The following is a 21,771-nucleotide window of genomic DNA, read 5'->3' on the forward strand; positions in this document are numbered from 1 at the left end:
CGCACCATGAATATCTACAGCTCTCGCCCCGTTGTCCTCTGTCTCTCCGGCCACGACCCCAGTGGTGGCGCCGGCTTGCAGGCAGATATCGAAGCCCTGCTTGCCCAGGGATGTCATGCCGCCCCGGCCGTTACTGCGTTGACCGTGCAAGACACGGTCAACGTCAGCGATTTCCGCGTGCTGGATCGCGAGTGGGTGCTGGCGCAAGCCAATGCCGTGCTCAACGACTCCCCCGTCGCGGCGGTCAAGCTGGGCATGCTCGGCTCGCTGGAAATGGTCGACACCGTGGTCGAGCTGCTCCAGGCACACCCGCAGTTGCCGATGGTCTGCGACCCGGTGCTGCGCGCCGGCGGTGGCGGACGGCTGGGCAAGGATGAAGTCGGCTACGCCATGCGCGAGCGCCTGCTGCCCCTGGCCACCATCGCCACGCCCAACCTGCCTGAAGCACGCATCCTCGCCGAACTGCCCGAAGGCAGCGCCGATGAATGCGCCGAAAAACTGCTGCCCTTCGTCAAGCACCTGCTGATCACCGGCGGTCATGGCGACGAGCATGAAGTCCATAATCGCCTGTACAGCCGCGACGGACACCGCGAAACGTTCACCTGCCAGCGCTTGCCCGGCAGTTACCACGGCTCCGGCTGCACCCTCGCCAGCGCCATCGCCGGCCGACTGGCCCAGGGCGAACAACTCTCCAGCGCGGTCAAGACAGCCCTGGACTACACGTGGCGCACGCTGCGCGATGCCGAACAACTGGGCAAAGGCCAGTTCGTACCGCGTCGCCTACCGCTGGATTTCTGCTCGTAGCACAGGAGCCGTGGAATGAAATTACGTGGCCTTTATGCCGTGACCGACAGCCAACTGCTGGCCGGCAAGTTCCTTGCCTATGTGCAAGCCGCGCTGGAAGGCGGCGTGACCTTGCTGCAGTACCGCGACAAAAGCAGCGACGAGGCCCGCCGCCTTCGTGAGGCCGAGGCCCTGCGCAACCTGTGCGAGCGCTACAAGACCCAACTGATCATCAACGATGACGCCGAATTGGCCGCGCGCCTGGGCGTCGGCGTGCACCTGGGCCAGACCGATGGCCCGTTGGCGCCGGTGCGGGCGTTGCTGGGCCACAAGGCAATCGTCGGCTCAACCTGCCACGCCAGCCTGGAGTTGGCCGAACAGGCCGTCAACGAAGGCGCCAGCTACGTCGCGTTCGGGCGCTTCTTCAACTCCAGCACCAAGCCCGGGGCACCCAGCGCAAACCTTGAACTGCTCGAACAGACCCGCATCAAACTGCATATACCGGTTTGCGCCATCGGCGGCATCACCCTGGAAAACGCCGCCCCGCTGGTGGCCCATGGGGTCGACCTGCTTGCGGTGGTCCACGGCCTGTTCGGCGCCGACAGCACCGCTGAAGTGACGCGCCGCGCCCGCGCCTTCAACGACCTGCTGCACATCAAATAGTCATTTCCGTTTTCGAGAGCCCTACCATGTCCCGTTCCGAAACCCTGTTTGCCAACGCCCAGAAACATATCCCCGGCGGCGTGAACTCGCCTGTTCGCGCGTTCAAGAGCGTCGGCGGCACCCCGCTGTTCTTCAAGCACGCCGAAGGCGCGTATGTCACCGATGAAGACGACAAGCGCTACGTTGACTACGTCGGCTCGTGGGGGCCGATGATCCTCGGCCATAGCCATCCGGACGTGCTGGATGCGGTGCGCCAGCAGCTGGAGCACGGGTTGTCCTATGGCGCGCCGACGGCGATGGAAACCGAGATGGCGGACCTGGTCTGCTCCATCGTGCCGTCGATGGAAATGGTGCGCATGGTCAGCTCCGGCACCGAAGCGACCATGAGCGCGATCCGCCTGGCCCGTGGCTACACCGGCCGCGACAGCATCATCAAATTCGAAGGCTGCTACCACGGCCACTCCGACAGCCTGCTGGTCAAGGCCGGTTCCGGCGCCCTGACCCAAGGCGTTCCGAGCTCGGCGGGCGTGCCAGCGGCATTTGCCAAGCACACCCTGACCCTGCCGTTCAACGACCTTGAAGAAGTCGAGAAGATGCTCGGCGAAGTCGGTCAGGAGGTGGCATGCATCATCGTCGAGCCGGTGGCCGGCAACATGAACTGCGTGCCGCCGGCGCCAGGCTTTCTCGAAGGTCTGCGCAGCCTGTGCGACCAGCATGGCGTGGTGCTGATTTTCGATGAAGTGATGACCGGCTTCCGTGTCGCCCTTGGTGGCGCCCAGGCCCACTATGGCGTGACGCCGGATTTGAGCACCTTCGGCAAGATCATCGGTGGCGGCATGCCCGTGGGCTGCTTCGGCGGCAAACGCGCCATCATGGAATGCATCGCGCCGCTGGGCCCGGTCTATCAGGCCGGCACGCTGTCGGGCAACCCGTTGGCGATGGCTGCTGGCCTGACCACCCTGCGCCTGATCAGCCGCCCGGGTTTCCACGCCGAACTGACCGAATTCACCACGCGCCTGCTCGATGGCCTGCAGGTGCGCGCCGACGCGGCCGGCATTCCGTTTGTGACCACCCAGGCCGGCGGCATGTTCGGCCTGTATTTCAGCGGCGCCGATGACATCGTGACCTTCGACGACGTGATGGCCAGCGACGCCGACCGCTTCAAGCGCTTCTTCCACCTGATGCTCGAAGGCGGCGTCTACCTGGCGCCAAGCGCCTTCGAAGCCGGCTTCACCTCCATCGCCCATGGCGAGGCGGAACTGAAGATTACCCTCGACGCGGCTGAACGAGCCTTCGCGGCACTGAAATAAGCCTGTGGATAACTGACGCTGGCTGACACCAGCGTCAGTTATTGCCCATAACCCACCGTGCCTTTTCCTACATATCTGCCCAACAAACCGTCGTTGCGGTTCCTTTGCAGCAGAAAAACGAGTAAAGACTTTGTAAGGATGGCCCCGCTTATTTCATAATGCGCGCTTATTGGATCCCCCGAAGGGTCCACGCGCCCCTCAGAGGTAAGTCGATTCCCATGAACCGCACCGGCCGCACCCTTGCCTTGGGCTGCCTGTTGCTCCTTCAGCCCCTGCTCGCTCATGCACAGGCAGGCGGTAACTCGTTGTTGATCCCGGCGATGGGCCGTTGCACCCTCAACACCCAGCCACAAGATCTCGCACCGGCACTCGACGCCTGTCGAAAAGCGGCCGACGAGGGCGATGCCCAAGCGCAATATGAATTGGGCGAGTTCTACTACGACGGCAAGGCCGCGCCCCGCGACCTCAAGCTGGCCCTCAACTATTTCGAAAAAGCCTCGCTACAAGGCCACGCCCAGGCGCAGTTCAAGCTTGGCGGCATGTTCTTCCATGGCGAAGGCGTACCGGCCAACAATGTCCAGGCGTATATCGTCTTGAAGATGGCGGCGGTAAACGGCGCCGAAGAGGCATTGGACACCGCCGACGAAGTCGCCGAGCAGATGCCCCGCGACGAGCTGGAAGTGGCCACCCAGGTGCTGGGGCAGATCTTTCGTAAATACCTGATGGAATTGCAGAACGCCGACGGACGCACGCCGTTCTCGCCACTGCCCTGATTAATGTTCTGGCCTTGAAGGCCTCATCGCGAGCAAGCTCGCTCCCACAGTTGGCTCTCTGGCGACGCAAGATTTGCGCTCACCGGCGATTTACTGTGGGAGCGAGCCTGCTCGCGATTGGGAGCAACCCGGTCTTGAACCCTACTTCTCAGGCATCGGCATCGGAAACGGCATCACATTGCCGACCGCGCCGCGGGCTTCGCTGATTTTCGGAGTGCCAAGGCGCTCGACCTCATCGATGCGCACGATCGAATGCATCGGCACGAAGCTGCGCACCACGCCCTCGAATTGCGCCTTGAGCTTTTCTTCGCTTGGGTCGACGACCACTTGTGTACGCTCGCCAAAGACGAACTCTTCCACTTCCAGAAAGCCCCACAGATCACTCTGATAGATCTGCTTGGCGTACATCTCGAACACCTGGCCCTGGTTGAGGAAAATCACCTTGTAGATTGGAGCTTCACGTTTGGTCATGGCTGGCGAAACACATCGGCGGGTAAAAATGAGGGCGCGAACTATAGCATAGCCACTGCTCGCGCAGCGGTAGGAACCGGGGGACTTGTTGCCTATAATGCGCGGTTCTTTGAATCACGTGATGATCCGTCCATGGCCAAGAAGCTTTACATCGAAACCCACGGTTGCCAGATGAACGAGTACGACAGCTCGCGCATGGTCGATCTGCTGGGTGAACACCAGGCCCTGGAAGTCACCGCCCGCGCCGAAGACGCAGACGTGATCCTGCTCAACACCTGCTCGATCCGCGAGCGCGCCCAGGACCGGGTGTATTCCCAACTGGGCCGCTGGCGTGAACTGAAGCTGGCCAACCCGGAAATGGTCATCGCGGTCGGCGGCTGCGTCGCCAGCCAGGAAGGCGCGGCCATTCGTGACCGCGCGCCGTACGTGGACGTGGTCTTCGGCCCCCAGACCCTGCACCGCCTGCCGGAAATGATCGACGCGGCGCGCGTGACCAAATTGCCCCAAGTCGACGTTTCGTTCCCCGAAATCGAGAAGTTCGACCACCTGCCCGAGCCGCGCATCGACGGCCCCAGCGCTTATGTGTCGGTGATGGAAGGCTGCAGCAAATACTGCACGTTCTGCGTGGTCCCCTATACCCGCGGCGAAGAGGTCAGCCGGCCGTTCGACGACGTGATCGCCGAGATCATCCACCTGGCGGAAAACGGCGTGCGTGAAGTGACCTTGCTGGGGCAGAACGTCAACGGCTATCGCGGCCTGACCCACGACGGTCGCCTGGCGGACCTCGCCGAGTTGATCCGCGTCGTGGCGGCGGTGGACGGTATCGACCGGATCCGCTACACCACGTCCCATCCGTTGGAGTTTTCCGACAGCCTGATCCAGGCCCACGCCGAAGTTCCCGAGCTGGTCAAGCACCTGCACCTGCCGGTGCAATCGGGTTCGGACAGAATCCTCGCAGCGATGAAGCGCAACCACACGGCGCTGGAGTACAAATCCAAACTGCGCAAGTTGCGCGCCGCAGTGCCAGGGATCTGCATCAGCTCGGACTTTATCGTCGGATTCCCTGGCGAAACCGAGAAGGATTTCCAGCAGACCATGAAGCTGATCGAAGACGTGGGCTTCGACTTCTCCTATTCCTTTGTCTACAGCCAGCGCCCCGGCACGCCGGCGGCCGACCTGGCGGATGAGACGCCCGAGGAAGTGAAGAAGGAGCGGCTCAATGCTTTGCAGCACCGCTTGAACCAGCAGGGCTTTGAAATCAGCCGACAGATGGTCGGTTCGATCCAGCGGATCCTGGTCACCGACTACTCGAAAAAAGACCCGGGCGAATTGCAGGGCCGTACGGAAAACAACCGTATCGTCAACTTCCGCTGCGACACGCCAGCCCTGATCGGCCAGTTCGCCGACGTACACATCGACGCCGCGCAACCGCACTCGCTGCGGGGTTCGCTGGTGCAGTAACTGTACAGATCCCTGTGGGAGCGAGCCTGCTCGCGAAAGCGGTCTATCGGCTAACACATGCGCTGAATACAAGACCGTTTTCGCGAGCAGGCTCGCTCCCACAATGGGCTGTGTAGGTCCTGTTGTCAGATTGCGCCGCTTAAGACCTTTCGCACCCAGCTTACTGGCGTTATCCTTGATTTCACCTTAATTGCCCCTGGGCGGCTAAAAACGACCTTGAACGCACCCATCGAACCTCATCGTTTCATTCTCGAGCCCTTTGAGGCTCGCCGCTTCGCCAATCTGTGCGGGCAATTCGACGAGCATCTTCGCTTGATCGAACAGCGCCTGGCCATCGAGATCCGCAATCGCGGGAACCAGTTCGAACTGATCGGCGATCCCAAGCACACCACCTCCGCGGAAAACCTGCTGCGCCGTCTCTACCGAGAAACCAAGGCGAGCGAGCTGTCTCCGGACATGGTCCACCTGTTCCTGCAAGAGTCGGCGGTCGAAGAACTCGACAATCACGCCCCGTCGGAACCTGCCGTGGCCCTGCGCACGAAAAAAGGCATGATTCGCCCTCGCGGCTTGAATCAGCAGCGCTACGTGAAGGAAATCCTGGCCAACGACATCAATTTCGGCATCGGCCCGGCCGGTACCGGCAAGACCTACCTGGCCGTTGCCTGTGCGGTCGACGCGTTGGAGCGCGAACAGGTGCGCCGCATCCTGCTGGTGCGTCCCGCCGTCGAAGCAGGGGAAAAACTCGGTTTCCTGCCCGGCGACCTGACCCAGAAGATCGACCCGTATCTGCGCCCGCTCTATGACGCGCTGTACGAAATGCTCGGCTTCGAATACGTCGCCAAGCTGATCGAGCGACAGGTCATCGAGGTCGCGCCGCTGGCCTACATGCGTGGTCGGACCCTGAACAACAGCTTCATCATCCTCGACGAAAGCCAGAACACCACCGTCGAACAGATGAAGATGTTCCTGACCCGGATCGGTTTCGGCTCCACCGCCGTCATCACCGGGGACATCACCCAGGTCGACCTGCCCCGAGGCACCAAGTCCGGGCTGAACCACGTGATCCAGGTGCTCAAGGACGTCCCGGGCATCAGCTTCACGCACTTCATGCCCAAGGACGTCGTACGCCATCCGTTGGTGCAGCGCATCGTCGAAGCCTACGAGCGTTTCGAGAACCGCGCCGATGAAGATTCGGCCGAAAGCAAAGGCAATCGCCACAATGCTTGAACTCGACCTGCAAGAGGCCAGTGAACACCCCGCGCCCAGCGAAGCCCAGTTCCGCCAATGGTGCGAACTGGCGCTGCGCCAGCGCAGCACCGACTCGGAACTGACGATCCGCCTGGTGGACGAAGCCGAAGGCCGCGAGCTGAACCACACCTGGCGGCAGAAAGACTACGCCACCAACGTGCTGTCGTTTCCCGCCGACGTGCCCGACGAAATGCTCGACATCCCGTTGCTGGGGGACCTGGTGATCTGCGTCCCGGTCGTCGAGCGCGAGGCCGCCGAACAAGGCAAGTCACCCGAAGCCCACTGGGCCCACCTGGTGATCCATGGCTGCTTGCATTTGCTTGGTTACGACCATATGGAAGAGGACGAAGCCGAGGAGATGGAAGCGCTGGAACGAACGTTGCTTGCCGAGCTGGGTCATCCCGACCCATATGCCGGCGACGAACACTGAAACATCAACCTGTAACGACAAAGGATTCAGAGTAATCGCTATGAGCGAAGATCGATCGACCAACGGGCAGAAGTCATGGCTGGGCAAGCTCACCCAGGCTTTTGCCCATGAGCCGAAAAACCGCCAGGAGCTGTTGGAGCTGCTGCGCGATGCACACCAGAACAAATTGCTGGACAGCGAAGCGCTGGCCATCGTCGAAGGCGCCATCCAGGTGGCTGACCTGCAGGTTCGGGACATCATGGTCCCGCGCTCGCAGATGATCAGCATCAAGGCGACCCAGACTCCGCGCGAATTCCTGCCCGCCGTGGTCGACTCCGCTCACTCGCGCTACCCGGTCGTCGGCGAGAGCCATGACGACGTCATGGGCGTGCTGCTGGCCAAGGACCTGTTGCCGCTGATCCTCCAGGAGAACGGCGACAGTTTCAATATCAAGGACCTGCTGCGCCCGGCCACGTTCGTGCCCGAGTCCAAGCGCCTGAACGTACTGCTGCGTGAATTCCGCGCCAACCACAACCACATGGCCATCGTCATCGACGAATACGGCGGCGTGGCCGGGCTGGTCACCATCGAAGACGTGCTTGAACAGATTGTCGGCGACATCGAGGATGAGCACGACGTCGAGGAAGACAGCTACATCAAGCCCTTGCCCAGCGGCGACTTCCTGATCAAGGCCCTGACGCCGATCGAGAACTTCAACGAGTTCTTCGACAGCGAATTCTCCGACGATGAGTTCGACACCGTCGGCGGCCTGGTGATGAGTGCCTTCGGCCACCTGCCCAAGCGCAACGAAACCACCGAGATCGGCTCCTGGCGCTTCCGCATCCTGAATGCCGACAGCCGCCGGATTCATCTGCTGCGCCTGTCACCCATTGCCCGTTAAACCCTGCAAGAGCCGCTAAGGAAACACATGCGCTGGATAAACCGCCCCGGCTGGCCCGGTAACCTGCTGGCCGTGGCGGCCGGTGCGATCACCACCCTGGCCCTGGCGCCGTTCGATATCTGGCCGCTGGCATTGCTGGCGGTCGGGCTGTTCTATGCTGGCCTGCGCGAGCTCTCGCCGCGCCAGGCCCTGGGGCGCGGCTGGTGTTTCGGTTTCGGCCTGTTTGGCGCCGGCACCAGTTGGATCTACGTCAGCATCCATAACTTCGGTGGCGCCTCGGTGCTGCTGGCCGGGCTTTTGATGCTGCTGTTCATTGCCGCGATCGCTTGGTTCTTCGCCCTGCCCGCCTGGCTCTGGGCGCGCTGGCTGCGGCGCAACGAGGCACCGTTGGCCGATGCCCTGGCCTTCGCCGCGCTCTGGCTGGGCCAGGAAGCCTTTCGGGGCTGGTTCCTGACCGGATTCCCCTGGCTTTACTCTGGCTACAGTCAACTCGACGGCCCGCTGGCCGGCCTTGCACCGCTGGGTGGCATGTGGCTGATCTCCTTCACCCTGGCCCTGACCGCCGCGCTGTTGTACAACGCGCCCCGATTGCTGCGTTCCGGGCGCAAAGGCTTCGTCGTCGCGGGTGTGGCCTTGCTGATCGGCCCCTGGGCGGCCGGCTTTGCGCTCAAGGGGCATGCCTGGACCAGCCCCTCGGGCGAGCCGCTGAGTGTCGCGGCCATCCAGGGCAACATCGAACAAAGCATGAAGTGGGACCCCGAGCAGCTCAACGCGCAACTGGCGCTGTACCGTGACATGAGCTTCACGTCCAAGCGCGTCGACCTGCTGGTCTGGCCGGAAACGGCCGTGCCGGTACTCAAGGAGTCCGCCCAGGGCTACCTAGACATGATGGGCAGTTTCGCCGCCGAGCGGCATTCGGCACTGATCACCGGCGTACCGATCCGCCAGGAAGTACGTCATGAGAAGCGCTATTTCAACGGCATCACCGTGACCGGCGAAGGCGACGGCACTTACCTGAAGCAGAAACTGGTGCCCTTCGGCGAGTACGTGCCATTGCAGGATATCCTGCGCGGCCTGATCGCGTTTTTCGACCTGCCAATGTCGGATTTCGCCCGCGGCCCGGCTGATCAGCCATTGCTGCAGGCCAAGGGTTACCAGATCGCGCCATTCATTTGCTACGAAGTGGTCTACCCGGAATTCGCTGCCAGCCTTTCAGCGCGAAGCGATCTGTTGCTGACGATCAGCAACGACACTTGGTTCGGTACGTCGATCGGCCCGTTGCAGCACTTGCAAATGGCCCAGATGCGCGCGCTGGAGGCCGGGCGCTGGATGATTCGCGCCACCAACAATGGCGTGACCGGCCTGATCAACCCCTTCGGCCAGATCACCGTCCAGATCCCGCAGTTCCAACGCGGCATCCTCTACGGTGAAGTGGTGCCGATGCACGACCTGACGCCGTACCTTCAATGGCGCTCGTGGCCGCTGATCATTTTGTGTGTATTGCTTTTGGGTTGGGCGCTGGTGGCGGGGCGGATGGCCAAGACGGTTTAACTCGCTCCCCCCATCCCTGTGGCGAGGGAGCTTGCTCCCGCTGGACCGGTCCGACGCTTCGGGCGCAGCAGGCCCCGCTTTTTGGGGCCGCTGCGCGCCCCAGCGGGAGCAAGCTCCCTCGCCACAATAAGCGTTCACTTCAATTATTCAGCGATAAAACAACCAATACCCCACCAACCCCACCGCCTCGTTCATCAACTGCCCCGATTGCCACACCGATTTGAATTCCGGCATCCAGCCACCCAACGGCCGGGCGTTATCCTGACCCAGGAAACCGACAGGCGCAGGCACCACTTCAAATCCAGAACGTTCAAAACTCCAGACCGCCCGTGGCATGTGCCAGGCCTGGGTCACCACCACCACGCGCTTCGCCCCTTCGGGCAGCAGGATCTGCGCGCTCATCTGGGCGTTCTCCCACGTGGTGCGGCTGTGGCCCTCCTGCCAGCGAACGTCGACGCCGAAATCCTCACGCATCGAGTCAGCCATCAGCTTGGCCTCGCTGGGCGGGGTGCCGTAATGCAAGCCGCCGGTTGTCAACACGGGCAAGCCCGAAGCCTTGGCCAGCCGCGCCGCGTAACGCTGGCGCTCCAGGCCCACCCCGGTGGGCTGGTCGGTGCCCCAGGCCAGGTCACCGCGCTCGCGCCCCGAGCCCAGCACCACGATGGCGTCGGCGCGCTGGGCCAGGGTCGCCCATTCACTGCGCAGCAGCGGCGGTTCGCGCTCCAATGCCTTGGCGCTCCACTGCACCACTATCGGCAGGCTCATCAGCCAGAAACCACCCAGCCCCAGGATAAAACACACGCGGGCCAGGCGCGGCCGGGAATCACGCCACCACCAGGCAAGCGCCAGCAAAAGCAAAAGAATGCCAGGCGGCAATAGAAGTTGTTTGATGAAATAGCGAAACGGCATCGGGCATCTCCATAGATGCCCGAAGCCTAGGTGGGTTGACGCAAAGCGACAACAGATTCCAAGAACCTCGAATCAAAAAAAAGCGACACGCGTGAATCCGGCCTTTACTTGAACTGCAGGGACCGGACCTTTACAGCATCCTTGTCGGGCGTCCGATCCTTGAGCCAGACAACCTTGGCCGATCGGGGCGCTTCGAGACGCTTGTTTGCCTGGGCCCCATTTGCTGAGGCCTGGTGCCCGGCCTGTTCAAGGTAAGCCTTGACCAGCTCGAACTCTGCGGGGCTCAGGCCTCGCAGTTCCAGCTCTGCCGGGCGTTCATCACGCAAGCGACCGGCGGTTCTTGCGGCGTCCAAGGCCATCCCCAGGCGATCGATCAGTTTTTCATACAACTCAGGTGTAGCGACTTTTCGTTGTGATTCAACCATCCCTCACCTCATTGAAGATAAGACTCACTCCCCATTCAGAAGCTTAGCTTCGCTGGGCAAACCGGCTGGACGCCGCGACCAACGGCCCAGAACCCCGGTCGTCGCCAATGGTCGGCAAAAGGCTCGGCAATGGTTGAGCAGCAATCAGGGTTTCCCTCGGCGGAGCGCGGTCATGTATGCTACGGCGCTTCCTGTAACTCCACTTCCAGCTTGGCTGGGCATCGAAAACGCCGCATTCGGCGTCATCTGCGTCCAGCATGGCAATGAAGAGGATTGGGCCACCCCATTCAGTACAAAAGTAGCCATGCACGAACACTACCAGCCCCGTGAAATCGAAGCCGCCGCCCAGTCGTTCTGGGACGAGCAAAAGTCCTTTGAAGTCAGTGAACAGCCAGGCAAGGAGACGTACTACTGCCTGTCGATGTTCCCTTACCCCAGCGGCAAGCTACACATGGGGCACGTGCGCAACTACACCATCGGCGACGTGATCTCCCGCTACCAGCGCATGCAAGGCAAGAATGTCCTGCAACCCATGGGTTGGGACGCCTTCGGCATGCCGGCGGAAAACGCCGCGATGAAGAACAACGTCGCCCCCGCCAAGTGGACGTACGAAAACATCGCGTACATGAAGACCCAGCTGCGCAGCCTGGGCCTGGCGGTGGACTGGTCCCGCGAGGTGACCACCTGCAAGCCCGACTACTATCGCTGGGAACAATGGCTGTTCACCCGCCTGTTCGAGAAAGGCGTGATCTACCGCAAGAACGGCACCGTGAACTGGGACCCGGTGGACCAGACCGTACTGGCCAACGAGCAAGTGATCGACGGTCGCGGCTGGCGCTCCGGCGCGCTGATCGAAAAGCGCGAGATCCCGATGTACTACTTCAAGATCACCGCCTACGCGGATGAACTCCTGGAGAGCCTCGACGAGCTGACCGGCTGGCCCGAGCAGGTCAAGACCATGCAGCGCAACTGGATCGGCAAGTCCCGGGGCATGGAAGTGCAGTTCCCCTACGACGTCGCCTCCATTGGCGAAGCCGGCACCCTGAAGGTCTTCACCACCCGTCCGGACACCCTGATGGGCGCCACTTACGTGGCAGTGGCCGCCGAGCATCCGCTGGCGACTCTGGCAGCGCGGAACAACCCCGAGCTGCAGGCGTTCATCGCCGAATGCAAAGGCGGCAGCGTCGCCGAAGCCGACGTCGCCACCCAAGAGAAGAAAGGCCTGCCGACTTCGTTGTTCGTCGAGCACCCGCTCACCGGCGAGAAACTGCCGGTGTGGGTCGCCAACTACGTGCTGATGCACTACGGCGACGGCGCGGTCATGGCGGTGCCCGCCCACGACGAGCGTGATTTCGAGTTCGCCCACAAATACAACCTGCCGGTCAAGCCGGTCGTGCGCACCAGCGCCGGCGACCAGACACCAGCGCCTTGGCAGGACGCCTACGGCGAACACGGCGAGCTGATCAATTCCGGTGAGTTCGACGGCCTGGATTTCGCTGGCGCCTTCGATGCCATCGAAGTGGCCCTGATCAAGAAGAACCTCGGTGCCTCGCGCACCCAGTTCCGCCTGCGCGACTGGGGCATCAGCCGCCAGCGCTACTGGGGTTGCCCGATCCCCATCGTGCATTGCGACACCTGCGGTGACGTACCGGTGCCGGAAGATCAGCTGCCGGTGGTCCTGCCGGAAGACGTCGTACCCGACGGCGCCGGTTCGCCCCTGGCGCGCATGCCCGAGTTCTACGAGTGCAGCTGCCCGAAATGCGGCGCACCGGCCAAGCGTGAAACCGACACCATGGACACCTTCGTCGAGTCCTCGTGGTACTACGCCCGCTACGCCTCGCCGCACTTTGAAGGCGGCCTGGTGGAAAAATCCGCGGCTGACCACTGGTTGCCGGTGGATCAATACATCGGCGGCATCGAACACGCCATTCTTCACCTGCTCTACGCGCGCTTCTTCCACAAGCTGATGCGTGACGAAGGCCTGGTGAGCTCAAACGAGCCGTTCAAGAACCTGCTGACCCAGGGCATGGTGATCGCCGAGACGTACTATCGTCGCGAAGCCAACGGTGCCTACACGTGGTTCAACCCGAGCGACGTCGAACTCGAACGCGACAGCAAGGCCAAGGTCATCAGCGCCAAGCTGATCGCCGACGGCCTGCCGGTGGAAATCGGCGGCACCGAGAAAATGGCCAAGTCGAAGAACAACGGCGTCGACCCTCAGTCGATGATCGACCAGTTCGGCGCGGACACCTGCCGCCTGTTCATGATGTTCGCCTCGCCACCTGACATGAGCGCCGAATGGTCCGACTCCGGCGTCGAGGGCTCGCACCGCTTCCTCAAGCGCGTCTGGCGCCTGGCCCAGGCCCACGTCACCCAGGGCCTACCGGGCAAACTGGACGTCGCCAGCCTGAACGATGACCAGAAAGCCGTCCGTCGTTCGATCCACCTGGCGATCAAGCAGGCCAGCCACGACGTCGGCCAGAACCACAAATTCAACACCGCCATCGCCCAGGTGATGACGCTGATGAACGTACTGGAAAAAGCCGCCCAAGGCACCGAGCAGGATCGCGCACTGATTCACGAAGGCCTGGAAGCCGTGACGCTGCTGCTGGCGCCGATCACCCCGCACATCAGCCACGAGTTGTGGAATCGCCTGGGTCACGCTGACCCGGTGATCGACGCCCGCTGGCCGCTGGTGGACGAAAGTGCGCTGGTGCAGGACAGCCTGACCCTGGTCATCCAGGTCAACGGCAAGCTGCGGGGCCAGATGGAAATGCCGGCCGCCGCCACGCGCGAAGAAGTCGAAGCCGCCGCGCGGGCCAACGAAAACGTGCTGCGCTTCGTCGATGGCCTGACAATCCGCAAAGTGATCGTCGTGCCCGGCAAACTGGTCAACATCGTCGCAAGCTAATTGGATCGGGCGTCCGGGCCAGGGGCCCGGCGCCGAATTTGACCTGCGGGGCCGCACGCTCGGCCCATGGGTTTCAAGGGGAGCAACAAGATGATCAAACGTAATCTGCTGGTTATGGGCCTGGCGGTCCTGTTGAGCGCCTGCGGCTTCCAGCTGCGCGGCACCGGCACCACCGAACTGGCCATCACCGAACTGGACCTCAGCGCGCGCGACGCCTATGGCGATACCGTAAAAGCGTTGCGCGACACGCTGGAAGACAGCGGCGTGAAAGTCTACAGCGGTGCGCCGTACAAGCTGGTATTGACCCGCGAACAGCAAAGCCAGCGCAGCCTGAGCTATGCCGGCGCCGGTCGCTCGGCCGAATACGAGCTCAACAACGTGCTGAACTATGAAATCCGCGGGCAAAACAACCTGGTGCTGCTGGACGACAAGCTGCAAGTACAGAAGGTCTACCTGCATGACGGCAACAACATCACCGGCTCCGACCAGGAGTCCAGCGAAGTACGCGAAGAAATGCGTCGCGACCTGGTACAACGGATGATGCTGCGCCTGCAACAACTGAGCCCGGCCCAGTTGGAGCAACTGCAACAGACCGCCAACGCCAAGGCCAAGGCCGAAGCCGAAGCGCTGGAAGCAGCACGCAAGGCGGAAGCGGAAACCCCGCAACAATCGCCTATGCAAATTCCTGCTCCATAAGCCTTGCGGGGCGCCTCGGTGCCCCGCTCGCCTTCTCTCCTGAACAGCGTTTATGAAACTGGCCCCCGCCCAACTCGGCAAACACCTGCAAGGCGCCCTCGCGCCGGTCTACATCATCAGCGGCGATGACCCGCTGCTGTGCCAGGAAGCCGCCGACGCCATCCGCTCCGCCGCTCGCCAACAAGGCTTCGACGAACGCCAGGTGTTCGCGGCCGACGCCAGTTTCGACTGGGGCACGCTGCTGCTGGCAGGGGCGAGCATGTCGCTGTTTGCCGAAAAACGCCTGCTGGAACTGCGCTTGCCCTCGGGCAAACCCGGTGACAAAGGCGCCGCCGCGCTGATCGAATATTGCTCTCGACCGGCCGAAGACACGGTGCTGCTCATCAGCCTGCCGAAACTCGACGGCAGCGCGCAGAAAACCAAATGGGGCAAGGCGCTGGTCGAAGGTCCACAGACCCAGTTCGTGCAGATCTGGCCGGTGGATGCCAGCCAGCTGCCGAACTGGATCCGCCAACGCCTGTCCCAGGCCGGTCTATCGGCCAGCCAGGACGCGGTTGAACTGATTGCCGCCCGGGTCGAAGGCAACCTGTTGGCCGCCGCCCAGGAAGTCGAAAAGCTCAAGCTGATGGCCGAGGGCGGCCAGATCACCGTGGAAACGGTGCAGGCCGCCGTGGCTGACAGCGCCCGCTTCGATGTCTTCGGGCTGACCGACGCAATCCTCAACGGCGAAGCCGCTCATGCCTTGCGCATGCTCGAAGGCCTGCGGGGCGAAGGCGTCGAACCTCCGGTGATCCTCTGGGCCCTGGCCCGGGAGCTGCGGCTGCTGGCCAACCTGTCGCTGCAATACAGCCAGGGGGTGCCCCTGGACAAGGCCTTCAGTCAGGCTCGCCCGCCAGTGTGGGACAAGCGCAAACCGCTGATGAGCAAGGCGCTGCAACGCTATTCCGCGTCACGCTGGGCCCAATTGCTGCTCGAGGCCCAGCGCATCGACGCGCAGATCAAGGGCCAGGCCGCCGGCTCGCCGTGGATGAGCCTCAGTCGGTTGTCGTTGTTGATGGCCGGACAACGACTCCCTTTACCCGCGGAATAAACCTCTTTTCCAAGCAACAGACTTTTTGTGTCAAGCATGATTTTGTGGCGAGGGAGCCACAATCCCCTCGCCATCTTGAAATTTCCTACGCAATGCAGGGACTGGACAAAACCCCAGTCCTGTCCCATGATTCCCCCCGCACAACCACCCCCACGAGAGATCCAATCATGAGCAAAAAGCCATCCAGGCATGGCCCCAACAAAGCCAAGTCCATCGTCGCCCAACCCCTGTTCCGCAGCCGCCAGGAACGACCCGCCAAGGGCAAAGGCAGCTACCGCCGCGAAGCCTTCCAGTCTGACAACTGGGAGGCTTCTTGCTTTCTGGCGGCATGAAACACCTGGACAAGCCCTACAGCCCTTTCGCATGTTAAGGTCAGCACCTGATTTGATTTTCTGGACCCCTGAATGCCCTTCTGTCTTCCCCGTGGTTGGCCTTTGCGCCAATTGATTGCCGCCACAAGCGTTGTCCTGCTGGTGGCCTGTGCAGAGAAACCCACCGCCGCCGACGCCCAACCGCTCCAGACCGCTCCCGTCGTGACAGCGCCGGCTATCGTGCCGCCTGTCGTGCCTACCGGGGACGACCTGGCCATCGTGCCCACCCAGACCTTTGCCGAATGGCAAGCCGGGTTCCGCAAGCAGGCATTGGCCGCCGGGATTCGAGCCGACCTGTTCGACCGCGCCTTCATCGGCGTCAGTCCGGACATGAGCGTGATCAAGGCCGATCGCAGCCAACCTGAATTCACCCGGCCGGTGTGGGAATACCTCGACGGAGCGTTGTCGCCTCTGCGGGTACGCAAGGGCCAGGCGTTGGTCCAGCAGCACGCCGATATCCTGCAAAGCATCGAGCAACGCTATGGCGTCGATCGCGCGGCGTTGGTGGCGGTGTGGGGCATGGAGAGCAATTTCGGCCAGTTCCAGGGCACCAAGTCGGTCATCAACTCCTTGGCGACCCTGGCCTATGAAGGACGACGCCCAGGTTTTGCCCACGCACAACTGATCGCCGCGCTGCAGATCCTGCAACAGGGCGATATCACGCCAGAAAAAATGCTCGGTTCCTGGGCCGGCGCCATGGGCCAGACCCAGTTCATCCCAACCACCTACAACACCCATGCGGTGGACTTCGACGGCGACGGCCGCCGGGACATCTGGGGCAGCTCTACCGACGCCCTGGCCTCGACCGCGCATTACTTGCAAAGCTCCGGATGGCAGCGCGGCCAGCCGTGGGGGTTCGAGGTGCGGCTGAAGGAAGGCTTCGACTATCCGCTGGCCGACGGCTTGATCCGCAAGCCCGTCGCCGAGTGGCTGCAACTGGGTGTAAGCCTGCCCAACGGCGCCCAGCCGCCGGCCGGCTCCGAACATTTGTCGGCAGCCCTGCTGTTGCCCGCTGGGTATCGCGGGCCCGCATTCCTGGTGCTGGACAACTTCCGTGCAATCCTCAAATACAACAACTCGTCGTCCTATGCATTGGCGGTCAGCCTGCTGTCGGAGCGTTTCAGCGGCGCAGGGCTGATTGACGGCTCATGGCCAAAGGACGACTTGCCCCTGAGCCGCAGCGAACGCATCGAATTGCAGACCCTGCTGGGCAAACATAATTACGACGCTGGCAACCCCGACGGCATCATCGGCGCCAATACCCGCAAGGCGATCCGCAGCGCCCAGCAGTCGCTTGGCTGGCCGGCGGATGGGTATCCGACGCACAAATTGCTGGAAGCGTTGCGTAGCCGTTGAAGCCGCTTATGGCGGAGTATCGCCATCGCGAGCAGGCTCGCTCCCACAAGGTCCTTGGAAAGCCTGTGGGAGCGAGCCTGCTCGCGATGACTGATTTGCAAACGCTCAATAACTAGCGACTGACCACCACATCCTGCCCCAACACCAGCCTCTTCTCCCCCGCATCCAGCGTCACCAGCGCCCCCATGGGCAACGTCAGGTTCGGATCACAGTGCCCGCTGCGCCAACCCGACAACACCGGGATGCGCAACGGCGCGAAGGTCTGCTTGAACAAGCGATTCAACGCCTCGACGTCCACACCCGCCACGTCTCCCAACAGCACTCCTCGCAATTTGGCCAGGGTTCCCGCCAATCGCAGCTGGGTGAGCAGGCGATCGATGCGGTAAAGCGGCTCGTTGACGTCCTCCACCAGCAGGATCACCCCTTCGGCGTCGATTTCGTAGGGCGTGCCCATGGTCGCGGCAATCATCGACAGATTGCCCCCCAGCAAACGGCCGTGGGCGATGCCCGGTTCGACTGTGGTCAACAGATACGCTGCCGGATGGCTCAACACGTCACCGGCCTTCAATTGCCCGCGTAGCAGGCTGAAGAATGAGGTAATGGTCGATGGCTCCTTGTCGCCCAGCAGGTCGGCATTGAGCAAGGGGCCGTGGAAGGTGACGAAGCCTGCGTAGCGGCTGATGGCCAGGTGCAGGGCTGTGATGTCGCTGTAGCCTACGAATGGCTTGGGGTTGCTTTTCAAGAGGTTGAAGTCGATGCGATCGAGTAGACGCGGGGTGCCGTAGCCGCCGCGCAGGCAGATGATGGCTTTGACTTCTGGATCGGCGAAGGCGGCGTGGAGGTCGTTGAGGCGTGTTTCGTCGCTGCCGGCGAGGTAGCCGTTCGTTTCGTAGACGCCTGGGAAGATGCGCAGTTCGTGGCCCCTTGCGCGCATCCATTGGATTGCTTTCTCCGTATCCAGGGGGGCGGGGCCGGCGGGGGCGATCACGCCGATCAGGCCTTCGGGTGGGAGGGCTGGGACGGGGTGATGCAGGACTAGGGTGTGGGCCATGGGTTTTCCGATTTTTAGATCGTGTGAATATCCGTTTCTGCGGTAACGGCGGCTTATGGTTCCGCTCTTACAGCGGGTCACTTTTTTCAGACGCCAAAAAAGTAACCCGCCGTAAGGGCGGAACCATAAGCCGCCATCACACAATAACGGATCTACACACCACCCAAAGCTAAAAGATCAGGACCCCAGAAGCTCAGCCTTGACCAATTTGGCCTGCTCATCAGCATGATACGAAGAACGCACCAAAGGCCCCGAGGCCACATTCTTGAAGCCCATCTTGTACCCCTCCTCAGCAAACCAGGCAAAGGTATCCGGGTGCACAAAACGCTGCACCGGCAAGTGGCTGCGCGAAGGTTGCAGGTACTGCCCCAAGGTCAACATGTCGATGTCATGCTCACGCATGCGCTTCATGACTTCGATGACTTCCTCATCGGTCTCACCCAGGCCCAGCATCAAGCCGGACTTGGTCGGAATATGCGGCATCATTTGCTTGAAGCGTTGCAGCAGGGTCAACGACCACTGGTAATCCGAACCCGGACGCGCGGCCTTGTACAGGCGCGGCACGGTTTCCAGGTTGTGGTTGAACACATCCGGCGGCTCGGCGGCGGTGATTTCCAGGGCGATGTCCATGCGGCCGCGGTAGTCCGGCACCAGGGTTTCCAGTTGGACATTCGGCGACAGCTTGCGGATTTCGCGGATGCAGTCGGCAAAGTGCTGGGCACCGCCGTCACGCAGGTCGTCGCGGTCCACCGAGGTGATGACCACGTACTTGAGCTTCAGGTCAGCGATGGCGATGGCCAGGCTTTCCGGCTCGTTGGTGTCCAATGGCTTCGGACGGCCGTGGCCGACGTCACAGAACGGGCAGCGACGGGTGCAGATGTCGCCCATGATCATGAACGTCGCGGTGCCGCCGGAGAAGCATTCGCCCAGGTTCGGGCAGGAGGCTTCTTCGCAGACGCTGTGCAGCTTGTGCTTGCGCAGCAGCGCCTTGATGCGGTCGACTTCCGGAGAGACCGGGATGCGCACGCGGATCCAGTCGGGCTTCTTCGGCAATTCGGTGGTCGGGATGATCTTGACCGGGATGCGTGCAACCTTCTCGGCGCCGCGCAGCTTGACGCCGGCCTCTACCTTGGCACGCGGGGCCGGACGCTCGGTGACGTCCAGCGTCGGGATCATGGTTTGCACTGCATCAGTAGTCATATCAGTCGATTCCGCCCGTGAGGGTCGTCTGCTCAGCATAGTCGAGGTGTTTGACGAGCTGCGCGCGCAGCCGGGCACTTACCTCGGCAAATTCAATCGATCCTGTGTGATCGCGCAGCTGGGTCATCGCCAGCCCTGCGTAGCCACAGGGATTAATCCGTCGAAACGGCTCAAGATTCATGTCCACGTTCAACGCCAGGCCGTGAAACGAACAGCCATGGCGGATCCGCAGCCCAAGAGAGGCGATCTTCGCCCCGTCGACGTACACGCCCGGCGCATCGGGCTTTGCCGCCGCGCTTACGCCGTAGCTGGCGAGCAAATCGATCAGGCACGTTTCCATGCGGGTGACCAGCTCGCGTACACCGAATCCCAGCTTGCGCACATCCAGCAACAGATAGGCGACCAGTTGGCCGGGCCCATGGTAAGTCACCTGCCCGCCCCGGTCGACCTTCACCACCGGGATGTCGCCTGGCAACAACAAGTGCTCGGCCTTGCCCGCCTGGCCCTGGGTGAACACCGGTGGGTGCTCGACCAGCCAGACTTCATCGTCGGCGGTGGTACCGCGTTCGTTCGTGAAGCGTTGCATGGCATGCCAGACCGGCTCGTAAGCCATCGTGCCTAGCTCGCGAAAGCCCAGCGTGCCCGGCATCACAACACCATGTGCACGAAACCGGTCGCTCGCAGCTCGCTGTTGATGTCGTAGAGCTGTTCCTGGCCGGTGGCAATGATATGCAGCTGGATTGTCGTGTACTTGCCGTTGGTACTCTGGCGCTCGGCCAGGGTCTTGAGGTCAACGGTGGCGTGCTTCTCAAGGATCGCGACGATCTTGTCCTTGAAGCCCACACCGGTGTCGCCGATTACTTTGATCGGGTAGTCCTCGCAAGGAAACTCGATCTTTGGCGCCTTTACTTCGGAGTCTGTCATGGCGTAACGGCCTCGCAAGCCGTGGTAACGAACATGGCCCCGTGCCGGAAAGGAACGGGGCCATGCAGGTCAACACTTGAAATCAGTTGAACAAGCCGTAGAAGAATAGACGGATGCTATCCCACATGCGGCGGAAAATACCACCTTCCTCGACCGCATCCAGCGCGATCAGGTCGGCGCTGTGCACCACTTTGTCGTCCAGTTTGACTTCGACCTTGCCGATGACGTCACCCTTGGCGATCGGCGCGGTCAGTTGCGGGTTCATGGTCATGCTGGCGGCGAGCTTCTTGAGCTGGCCTTTAGGCAAGGTCATGGTCAGGTCCTGGGCCAGGCCGGCCTTGACCTGGTTGGTGGCGCCTTTCCAGACCTGGGCCTGGGCCAGTTCGGTGCCCTTCTGGTAGAAGGTCTGGGTTTCGAAGAAGCGGAAACCATAGGTCAGCAGCTTCTGGGTCTCGGCGGCGCGGGCCACTTCGCTGTTGGTGCCGAACACCACGGCGATCAGGCGCATGCCGTCACGAACGGCCGACGACACCATGCAGTAACCCGCTTCCTCGGTGTGGCCGGTCTTCAGACCGTCGACAGTCTTGTCGCGCCACAGCAGCAGGTTGCGGTTGGGCTGCTTGATGCCATTCCAGAAGAACTCTTTCTGGGAATAGATGGCGTAGTGCGCCGGGTCTTCATGAATGATGGCCCGCGCCAGGATCGCCATGTCGTGAGCCGACGAATAATGCTCCGGGTTCGGCAGACCGGTCGGGTTCATGAAGTGACTGTTGGTCATGCCCAGGTCGGCCACGGTCTTGTTCATCATGTCGGCGAATGCGTCTTCACTGCCGGCGATGTGCTCGGCCAGGGCGACGCTGGCGTCGTTGCCGGACTGGATGATGATCCCGTGCAGCAGGTCGCTGACGGTCACTTGCGAACCGACCTTGATGAACATCCGCGAACCGCCGGTGCGCCAGGCGTTCTCGCTGACGGTCACCGGATCGTTTTCACCGATCTGGCCACGACGGATTTCCAGCGTGGCGATGTAGGCCGTCATCAGCTTGGTCAGGCTGGCCGGTGGCAGACGCTGGTCACCGTTGTTCTCCACCAGCACCTCGCCGCTGCTGGCATCCATGAGCACAAAGGATTTGGCGGCCAATTGAGGCGGCGCCGGCATCATCTCGACCGCGAACGCGGCCGGTGAGAGAAGCAGCGGGACTAGCAGGCAAAGGCGTTTGGCAAAGGTGGTGATGTTCATCCGTCTCTCGAAATCGCTAATGGAAACT

22 protein-coding genes are annotated in these 21,771 nt (G+C 62.2%); 14 read left to right on the plus strand and 8 right to left on the minus strand.

Features of this window, described 5'->3' with window-relative positions; all coding sequences use genetic code 11:
- Nucleotides 1-6 precede the first annotated feature (6 nt).
- From J3P90_RS22495 to J3P90_RS22510, 4 genes are all read left to right on the plus strand, one after another.
- Nucleotides 7-804 carry a hydroxymethylpyrimidine/phosphomethylpyrimidine kinase gene (locus tag J3P90_RS22495; RefSeq protein WP_420767314.1) on the plus strand — a complete coding sequence of 266 codons (798 nt, stop codon included), beginning with the start codon at nucleotides 7-9 and terminating at the stop codon, nucleotides 802-804.
- 15 nt (nucleotides 805-819) lie between these two features.
- Nucleotides 820-1,446 (plus strand): thiamine phosphate synthase, encoded by a 627-nt coding sequence (gene thiE / locus J3P90_RS22500; RefSeq protein WP_434675416.1) that lies wholly within the window; start codon nucleotides 820-822, stop codon nucleotides 1,444-1,446.
- 26 nt (nucleotides 1,447-1,472) lie between these two features.
- A complete protein-coding gene (gene hemL, locus J3P90_RS22505) occupies nucleotides 1,473-2,756 on the plus strand; it encodes a glutamate-1-semialdehyde 2,1-aminomutase (RefSeq protein ID WP_434609412.1) in 1,284 nt (427 codons plus the stop codon).
- 218 nt (nucleotides 2,757-2,974) lie between these two features.
- Nucleotides 2,975-3,529: a tetratricopeptide repeat protein gene (locus tag J3P90_RS22510; RefSeq protein ID WP_420767317.1), complete on the plus strand. Its 555-nt coding sequence runs from the start codon at nucleotides 2,975-2,977 to the stop codon at nucleotides 3,527-3,529.
- Nucleotides 3,530-3,670: 141 nt separating this feature from the next.
- Here J3P90_RS22510 and J3P90_RS22515 read toward each other — a convergent pair whose 3' ends face one another.
- The gene (locus tag J3P90_RS22515) at nucleotides 3,671-4,000 is read right to left on the minus strand and encodes a DUF1820 family protein (RefSeq protein ID WP_003185742.1); all 330 of its coding nucleotides are present in this window, start codon (nucleotides 3,998-4,000) and stop codon (nucleotides 3,671-3,673) included.
- A gap of 132 nt (nucleotides 4,001-4,132) precedes the next feature.
- Here J3P90_RS22515 and miaB point away from each other — a divergent pair, with 132 nt between their 5' ends.
- The 5 genes from miaB (at nucleotide 4,133) to lnt (ending at nucleotide 9,570) form a co-directional block, all read left to right on the plus strand.
- Nucleotides 4,133-5,461, plus strand: a complete 1,329-nt coding sequence (gene miaB, locus J3P90_RS22520) for a tRNA (N6-isopentenyl adenosine(37)-C2)-methylthiotransferase MiaB (RefSeq protein ID WP_420767318.1) — start codon at nucleotides 4,133-4,135, stop codon at nucleotides 5,459-5,461.
- 216 nt (nucleotides 5,462-5,677) lie between these two features.
- Entirely contained in the window at nucleotides 5,678-6,688 is a 1,011-nt protein-coding gene (locus J3P90_RS22525; RefSeq protein WP_434609410.1) for a PhoH family protein, read from the plus strand.
- Nucleotides 6,681-7,139: an rRNA maturation RNase YbeY gene (gene ybeY, locus J3P90_RS22530; protein WP_434675417.1), complete on the plus strand. Its 459-nt coding sequence runs from the start codon at nucleotides 6,681-6,683 to the stop codon at nucleotides 7,137-7,139. The genes J3P90_RS22525 and ybeY overlap by 8 nt, the downstream gene beginning before the upstream one ends.
- 40 nt (nucleotides 7,140-7,179) lie before the next feature.
- Nucleotides 7,180-8,019 carry an HlyC/CorC family transporter gene (locus J3P90_RS22535; RefSeq protein ID WP_420767321.1) on the plus strand — a complete coding sequence of 280 codons (840 nt, stop codon included), beginning with the start codon at nucleotides 7,180-7,182 and terminating at the stop codon, nucleotides 8,017-8,019.
- Between the two features lie 27 nt (nucleotides 8,020-8,046).
- The gene (gene lnt, locus J3P90_RS22540) at nucleotides 8,047-9,570 is read left to right on the plus strand and encodes an apolipoprotein N-acyltransferase (protein WP_434675418.1); all 1,524 of its coding nucleotides are present in this window, start codon (nucleotides 8,047-8,049) and stop codon (nucleotides 9,568-9,570) included.
- A gap of 147 nt (nucleotides 9,571-9,717) precedes the next feature.
- On the opposite strand, the gene J3P90_RS22545 is transcribed toward lnt, so the two are convergent.
- Nucleotides 9,718-10,479 (minus strand): YdcF family protein, encoded by a 762-nt coding sequence (locus tag J3P90_RS22545; protein ID WP_420767323.1) that lies wholly within the window; start codon nucleotides 10,477-10,479, stop codon nucleotides 9,718-9,720.
- A 104-nt stretch (nucleotides 10,480-10,583) separates the two neighbouring features.
- The gene (locus J3P90_RS22550) at nucleotides 10,584-10,904 is read right to left on the minus strand and encodes a hypothetical protein (RefSeq protein WP_420767324.1); all 321 of its coding nucleotides are present in this window, start codon (nucleotides 10,902-10,904) and stop codon (nucleotides 10,584-10,586) included.
- A gap of 304 nt (nucleotides 10,905-11,208) precedes the next feature.
- On the opposite strand from J3P90_RS22550, the gene leuS reads away from it, so the two are divergent.
- The 5 genes from leuS to J3P90_RS22575 all read left to right on the plus strand — a co-directional run bounded on the left by leuS (nucleotide 11,209) and on the right by J3P90_RS22575 (nucleotide 17,328).
- The gene (gene leuS, locus J3P90_RS22555) at nucleotides 11,209-13,815 is read left to right on the plus strand and encodes a leucine--tRNA ligase (protein WP_434675419.1); all 2,607 of its coding nucleotides are present in this window, start codon (nucleotides 11,209-11,211) and stop codon (nucleotides 13,813-13,815) included.
- A gap of 90 nt (nucleotides 13,816-13,905) precedes the next feature.
- Nucleotides 13,906-14,511: an LPS assembly lipoprotein LptE gene (gene lptE, locus J3P90_RS22560; protein WP_434675420.1), complete on the plus strand. Its 606-nt coding sequence runs from the start codon at nucleotides 13,906-13,908 to the stop codon at nucleotides 14,509-14,511.
- Between the two features lie 52 nt (nucleotides 14,512-14,563).
- The gene (gene holA, locus J3P90_RS22565) at nucleotides 14,564-15,601 is read left to right on the plus strand and encodes a DNA polymerase III subunit delta (protein WP_420767327.1); all 1,038 of its coding nucleotides are present in this window, start codon (nucleotides 14,564-14,566) and stop codon (nucleotides 15,599-15,601) included.
- A 167-nt stretch (nucleotides 15,602-15,768) separates the two neighbouring features.
- Nucleotides 15,769-15,933, plus strand: a complete 165-nt coding sequence (gene arfA, locus J3P90_RS22570) for an alternative ribosome rescue factor ArfA (RefSeq protein WP_030140368.1) — start codon at nucleotides 15,769-15,771, stop codon at nucleotides 15,931-15,933.
- 72 nt (nucleotides 15,934-16,005) lie between these two features.
- Nucleotides 16,006-17,328 (plus strand): lytic murein transglycosylase, encoded by a 1,323-nt coding sequence (locus J3P90_RS22575; protein WP_434562136.1) that lies wholly within the window; start codon nucleotides 16,006-16,008, stop codon nucleotides 17,326-17,328.
- 112 nt (nucleotides 17,329-17,440) lie between these two features.
- Here the strand turns inward: J3P90_RS22575 and J3P90_RS22580 are convergent, their stop codons facing one another.
- From J3P90_RS22580 to J3P90_RS22600, 5 genes are all read right to left on the minus strand, one after another.
- The gene (locus tag J3P90_RS22580) at nucleotides 17,441-18,379 is read right to left on the minus strand and encodes a S66 peptidase family protein (protein WP_434675421.1); all 939 of its coding nucleotides are present in this window, start codon (nucleotides 18,377-18,379) and stop codon (nucleotides 17,441-17,443) included.
- 177 nt (nucleotides 18,380-18,556) lie between these two features.
- A complete protein-coding gene (gene lipA, locus J3P90_RS22585) occupies nucleotides 18,557-19,579 on the minus strand; it encodes a lipoyl synthase (protein ID WP_014340371.1) in 1,023 nt (340 codons plus the stop codon).
- A 1-nt stretch (nucleotide 19,580) separates the two neighbouring features.
- Nucleotides 19,581-20,228 (minus strand): lipoyl(octanoyl) transferase LipB, encoded by a 648-nt coding sequence (lipB, locus tag J3P90_RS22590; RefSeq protein WP_434562132.1) that lies wholly within the window; start codon nucleotides 20,226-20,228, stop codon nucleotides 19,581-19,583.
- Complete coding sequence (locus tag J3P90_RS22595) at nucleotides 20,228-20,503, minus strand: DUF493 domain-containing protein (RefSeq protein WP_420767331.1); 276 nt, start codon at nucleotides 20,501-20,503, stop codon at nucleotides 20,228-20,230. The genes lipB and J3P90_RS22595 overlap by 1 nt, the downstream gene beginning before the upstream one ends.
- 82 nt (nucleotides 20,504-20,585) lie before the next feature.
- A complete protein-coding gene (locus J3P90_RS22600) occupies nucleotides 20,586-21,743 on the minus strand; it encodes a D-alanyl-D-alanine carboxypeptidase family protein (protein WP_420767332.1) in 1,158 nt (385 codons plus the stop codon).
- Nucleotides 21,744-21,771 lie beyond the last annotated feature (28 nt).

The organism is Pseudomonas sp. D3-10 (genome assembly GCF_051132175.1).
Taxonomy (GTDB): Bacteria; Pseudomonadota; Gammaproteobacteria; order Pseudomonadales; family Pseudomonadaceae; genus Aquipseudomonas.

Excerpts from the sequence above, each read along its gene's own strand:
- holA (WP_420767327.1), top strand. The coding sequence starts at position 14,564 with ATGAAACTGGCCCCCGCCCAACTCGGCAAACACCTGCAAGGCGCCCTC.
- lptE (WP_434675420.1), top strand. The coding sequence starts at position 13,906 with ATGATCAAACGTAATCTGCTGGTTATGGGCCTGGCGGTCCTGTTGAGC.
- leuS (WP_434675419.1), top strand. The coding sequence starts at position 11,209 with ATGCACGAACACTACCAGCCCCGTGAAATCGAAGCCGCCGCCCAGTCG.
- arfA (WP_030140368.1), top strand. The coding sequence starts at position 15,769 with ATGAGCAAAAAGCCATCCAGGCATGGCCCCAACAAAGCCAAGTCCATC.
- J3P90_RS22600 (WP_420767332.1), bottom strand. The coding sequence starts at position 21,743 with ATGAACATCACCACCTTTGCCAAACGCCTTTGCCTGCTAGTCCCGCTG.
- J3P90_RS22510 (WP_420767317.1), top strand. The coding sequence starts at position 2,975 with ATGAACCGCACCGGCCGCACCCTTGCCTTGGGCTGCCTGTTGCTCCTT.
- J3P90_RS22515 (WP_003185742.1), bottom strand. The coding sequence starts at position 4,000 with ATGACCAAACGTGAAGCTCCAATCTACAAGGTGATTTTCCTCAACCAG.
- J3P90_RS22550 (WP_420767324.1), bottom strand. The coding sequence starts at position 10,904 with ATGGTTGAATCACAACGAAAAGTCGCTACACCTGAGTTGTATGAAAAA.
- thiE (WP_434675416.1), top strand. The coding sequence starts at position 820 with ATGAAATTACGTGGCCTTTATGCCGTGACCGACAGCCAACTGCTGGCC.
- J3P90_RS22545 (WP_420767323.1), bottom strand. The coding sequence starts at position 10,479 with ATGCCGTTTCGCTATTTCATCAAACAACTTCTATTGCCGCCTGGCATT.
- J3P90_RS22495 (WP_420767314.1), top strand. The coding sequence starts at position 7 with ATGAATATCTACAGCTCTCGCCCCGTTGTCCTCTGTCTCTCCGGCCAC.
- lipB (WP_434562132.1), bottom strand. The coding sequence starts at position 20,228 with ATGCCGGGCACGCTGGGCTTTCGCGAGCTAGGCACGATGGCTTACGAG.
- J3P90_RS22535 (WP_420767321.1), top strand. The coding sequence starts at position 7,180 with ATGAGCGAAGATCGATCGACCAACGGGCAGAAGTCATGGCTGGGCAAG.
- J3P90_RS22595 (WP_420767331.1), bottom strand. The coding sequence starts at position 20,503 with ATGACAGACTCCGAAGTAAAGGCGCCAAAGATCGAGTTTCCTTGCGAG.
- hemL (WP_434609412.1), top strand. The coding sequence starts at position 1,473 with ATGTCCCGTTCCGAAACCCTGTTTGCCAACGCCCAGAAACATATCCCC.
- ybeY (WP_434675417.1), top strand. The coding sequence starts at position 6,681 with ATGCTTGAACTCGACCTGCAAGAGGCCAGTGAACACCCCGCGCCCAGC.
- lipA (WP_014340371.1), bottom strand. The coding sequence starts at position 19,579 with ATGACTACTGATGCAGTGCAAACCATGATCCCGACGCTGGACGTCACC.
- J3P90_RS22580 (WP_434675421.1), bottom strand. The coding sequence starts at position 18,379 with ATGGCCCACACCCTAGTCCTGCATCACCCCGTCCCAGCCCTCCCACCC.
- lnt (WP_434675418.1), top strand. The coding sequence starts at position 8,047 with ATGCGCTGGATAAACCGCCCCGGCTGGCCCGGTAACCTGCTGGCCGTG.
- miaB (WP_420767318.1), top strand. The coding sequence starts at position 4,133 with ATGGCCAAGAAGCTTTACATCGAAACCCACGGTTGCCAGATGAACGAG.
- J3P90_RS22575 (WP_434562136.1), top strand. The coding sequence starts at position 16,006 with ATGCCCTTCTGTCTTCCCCGTGGTTGGCCTTTGCGCCAATTGATTGCC.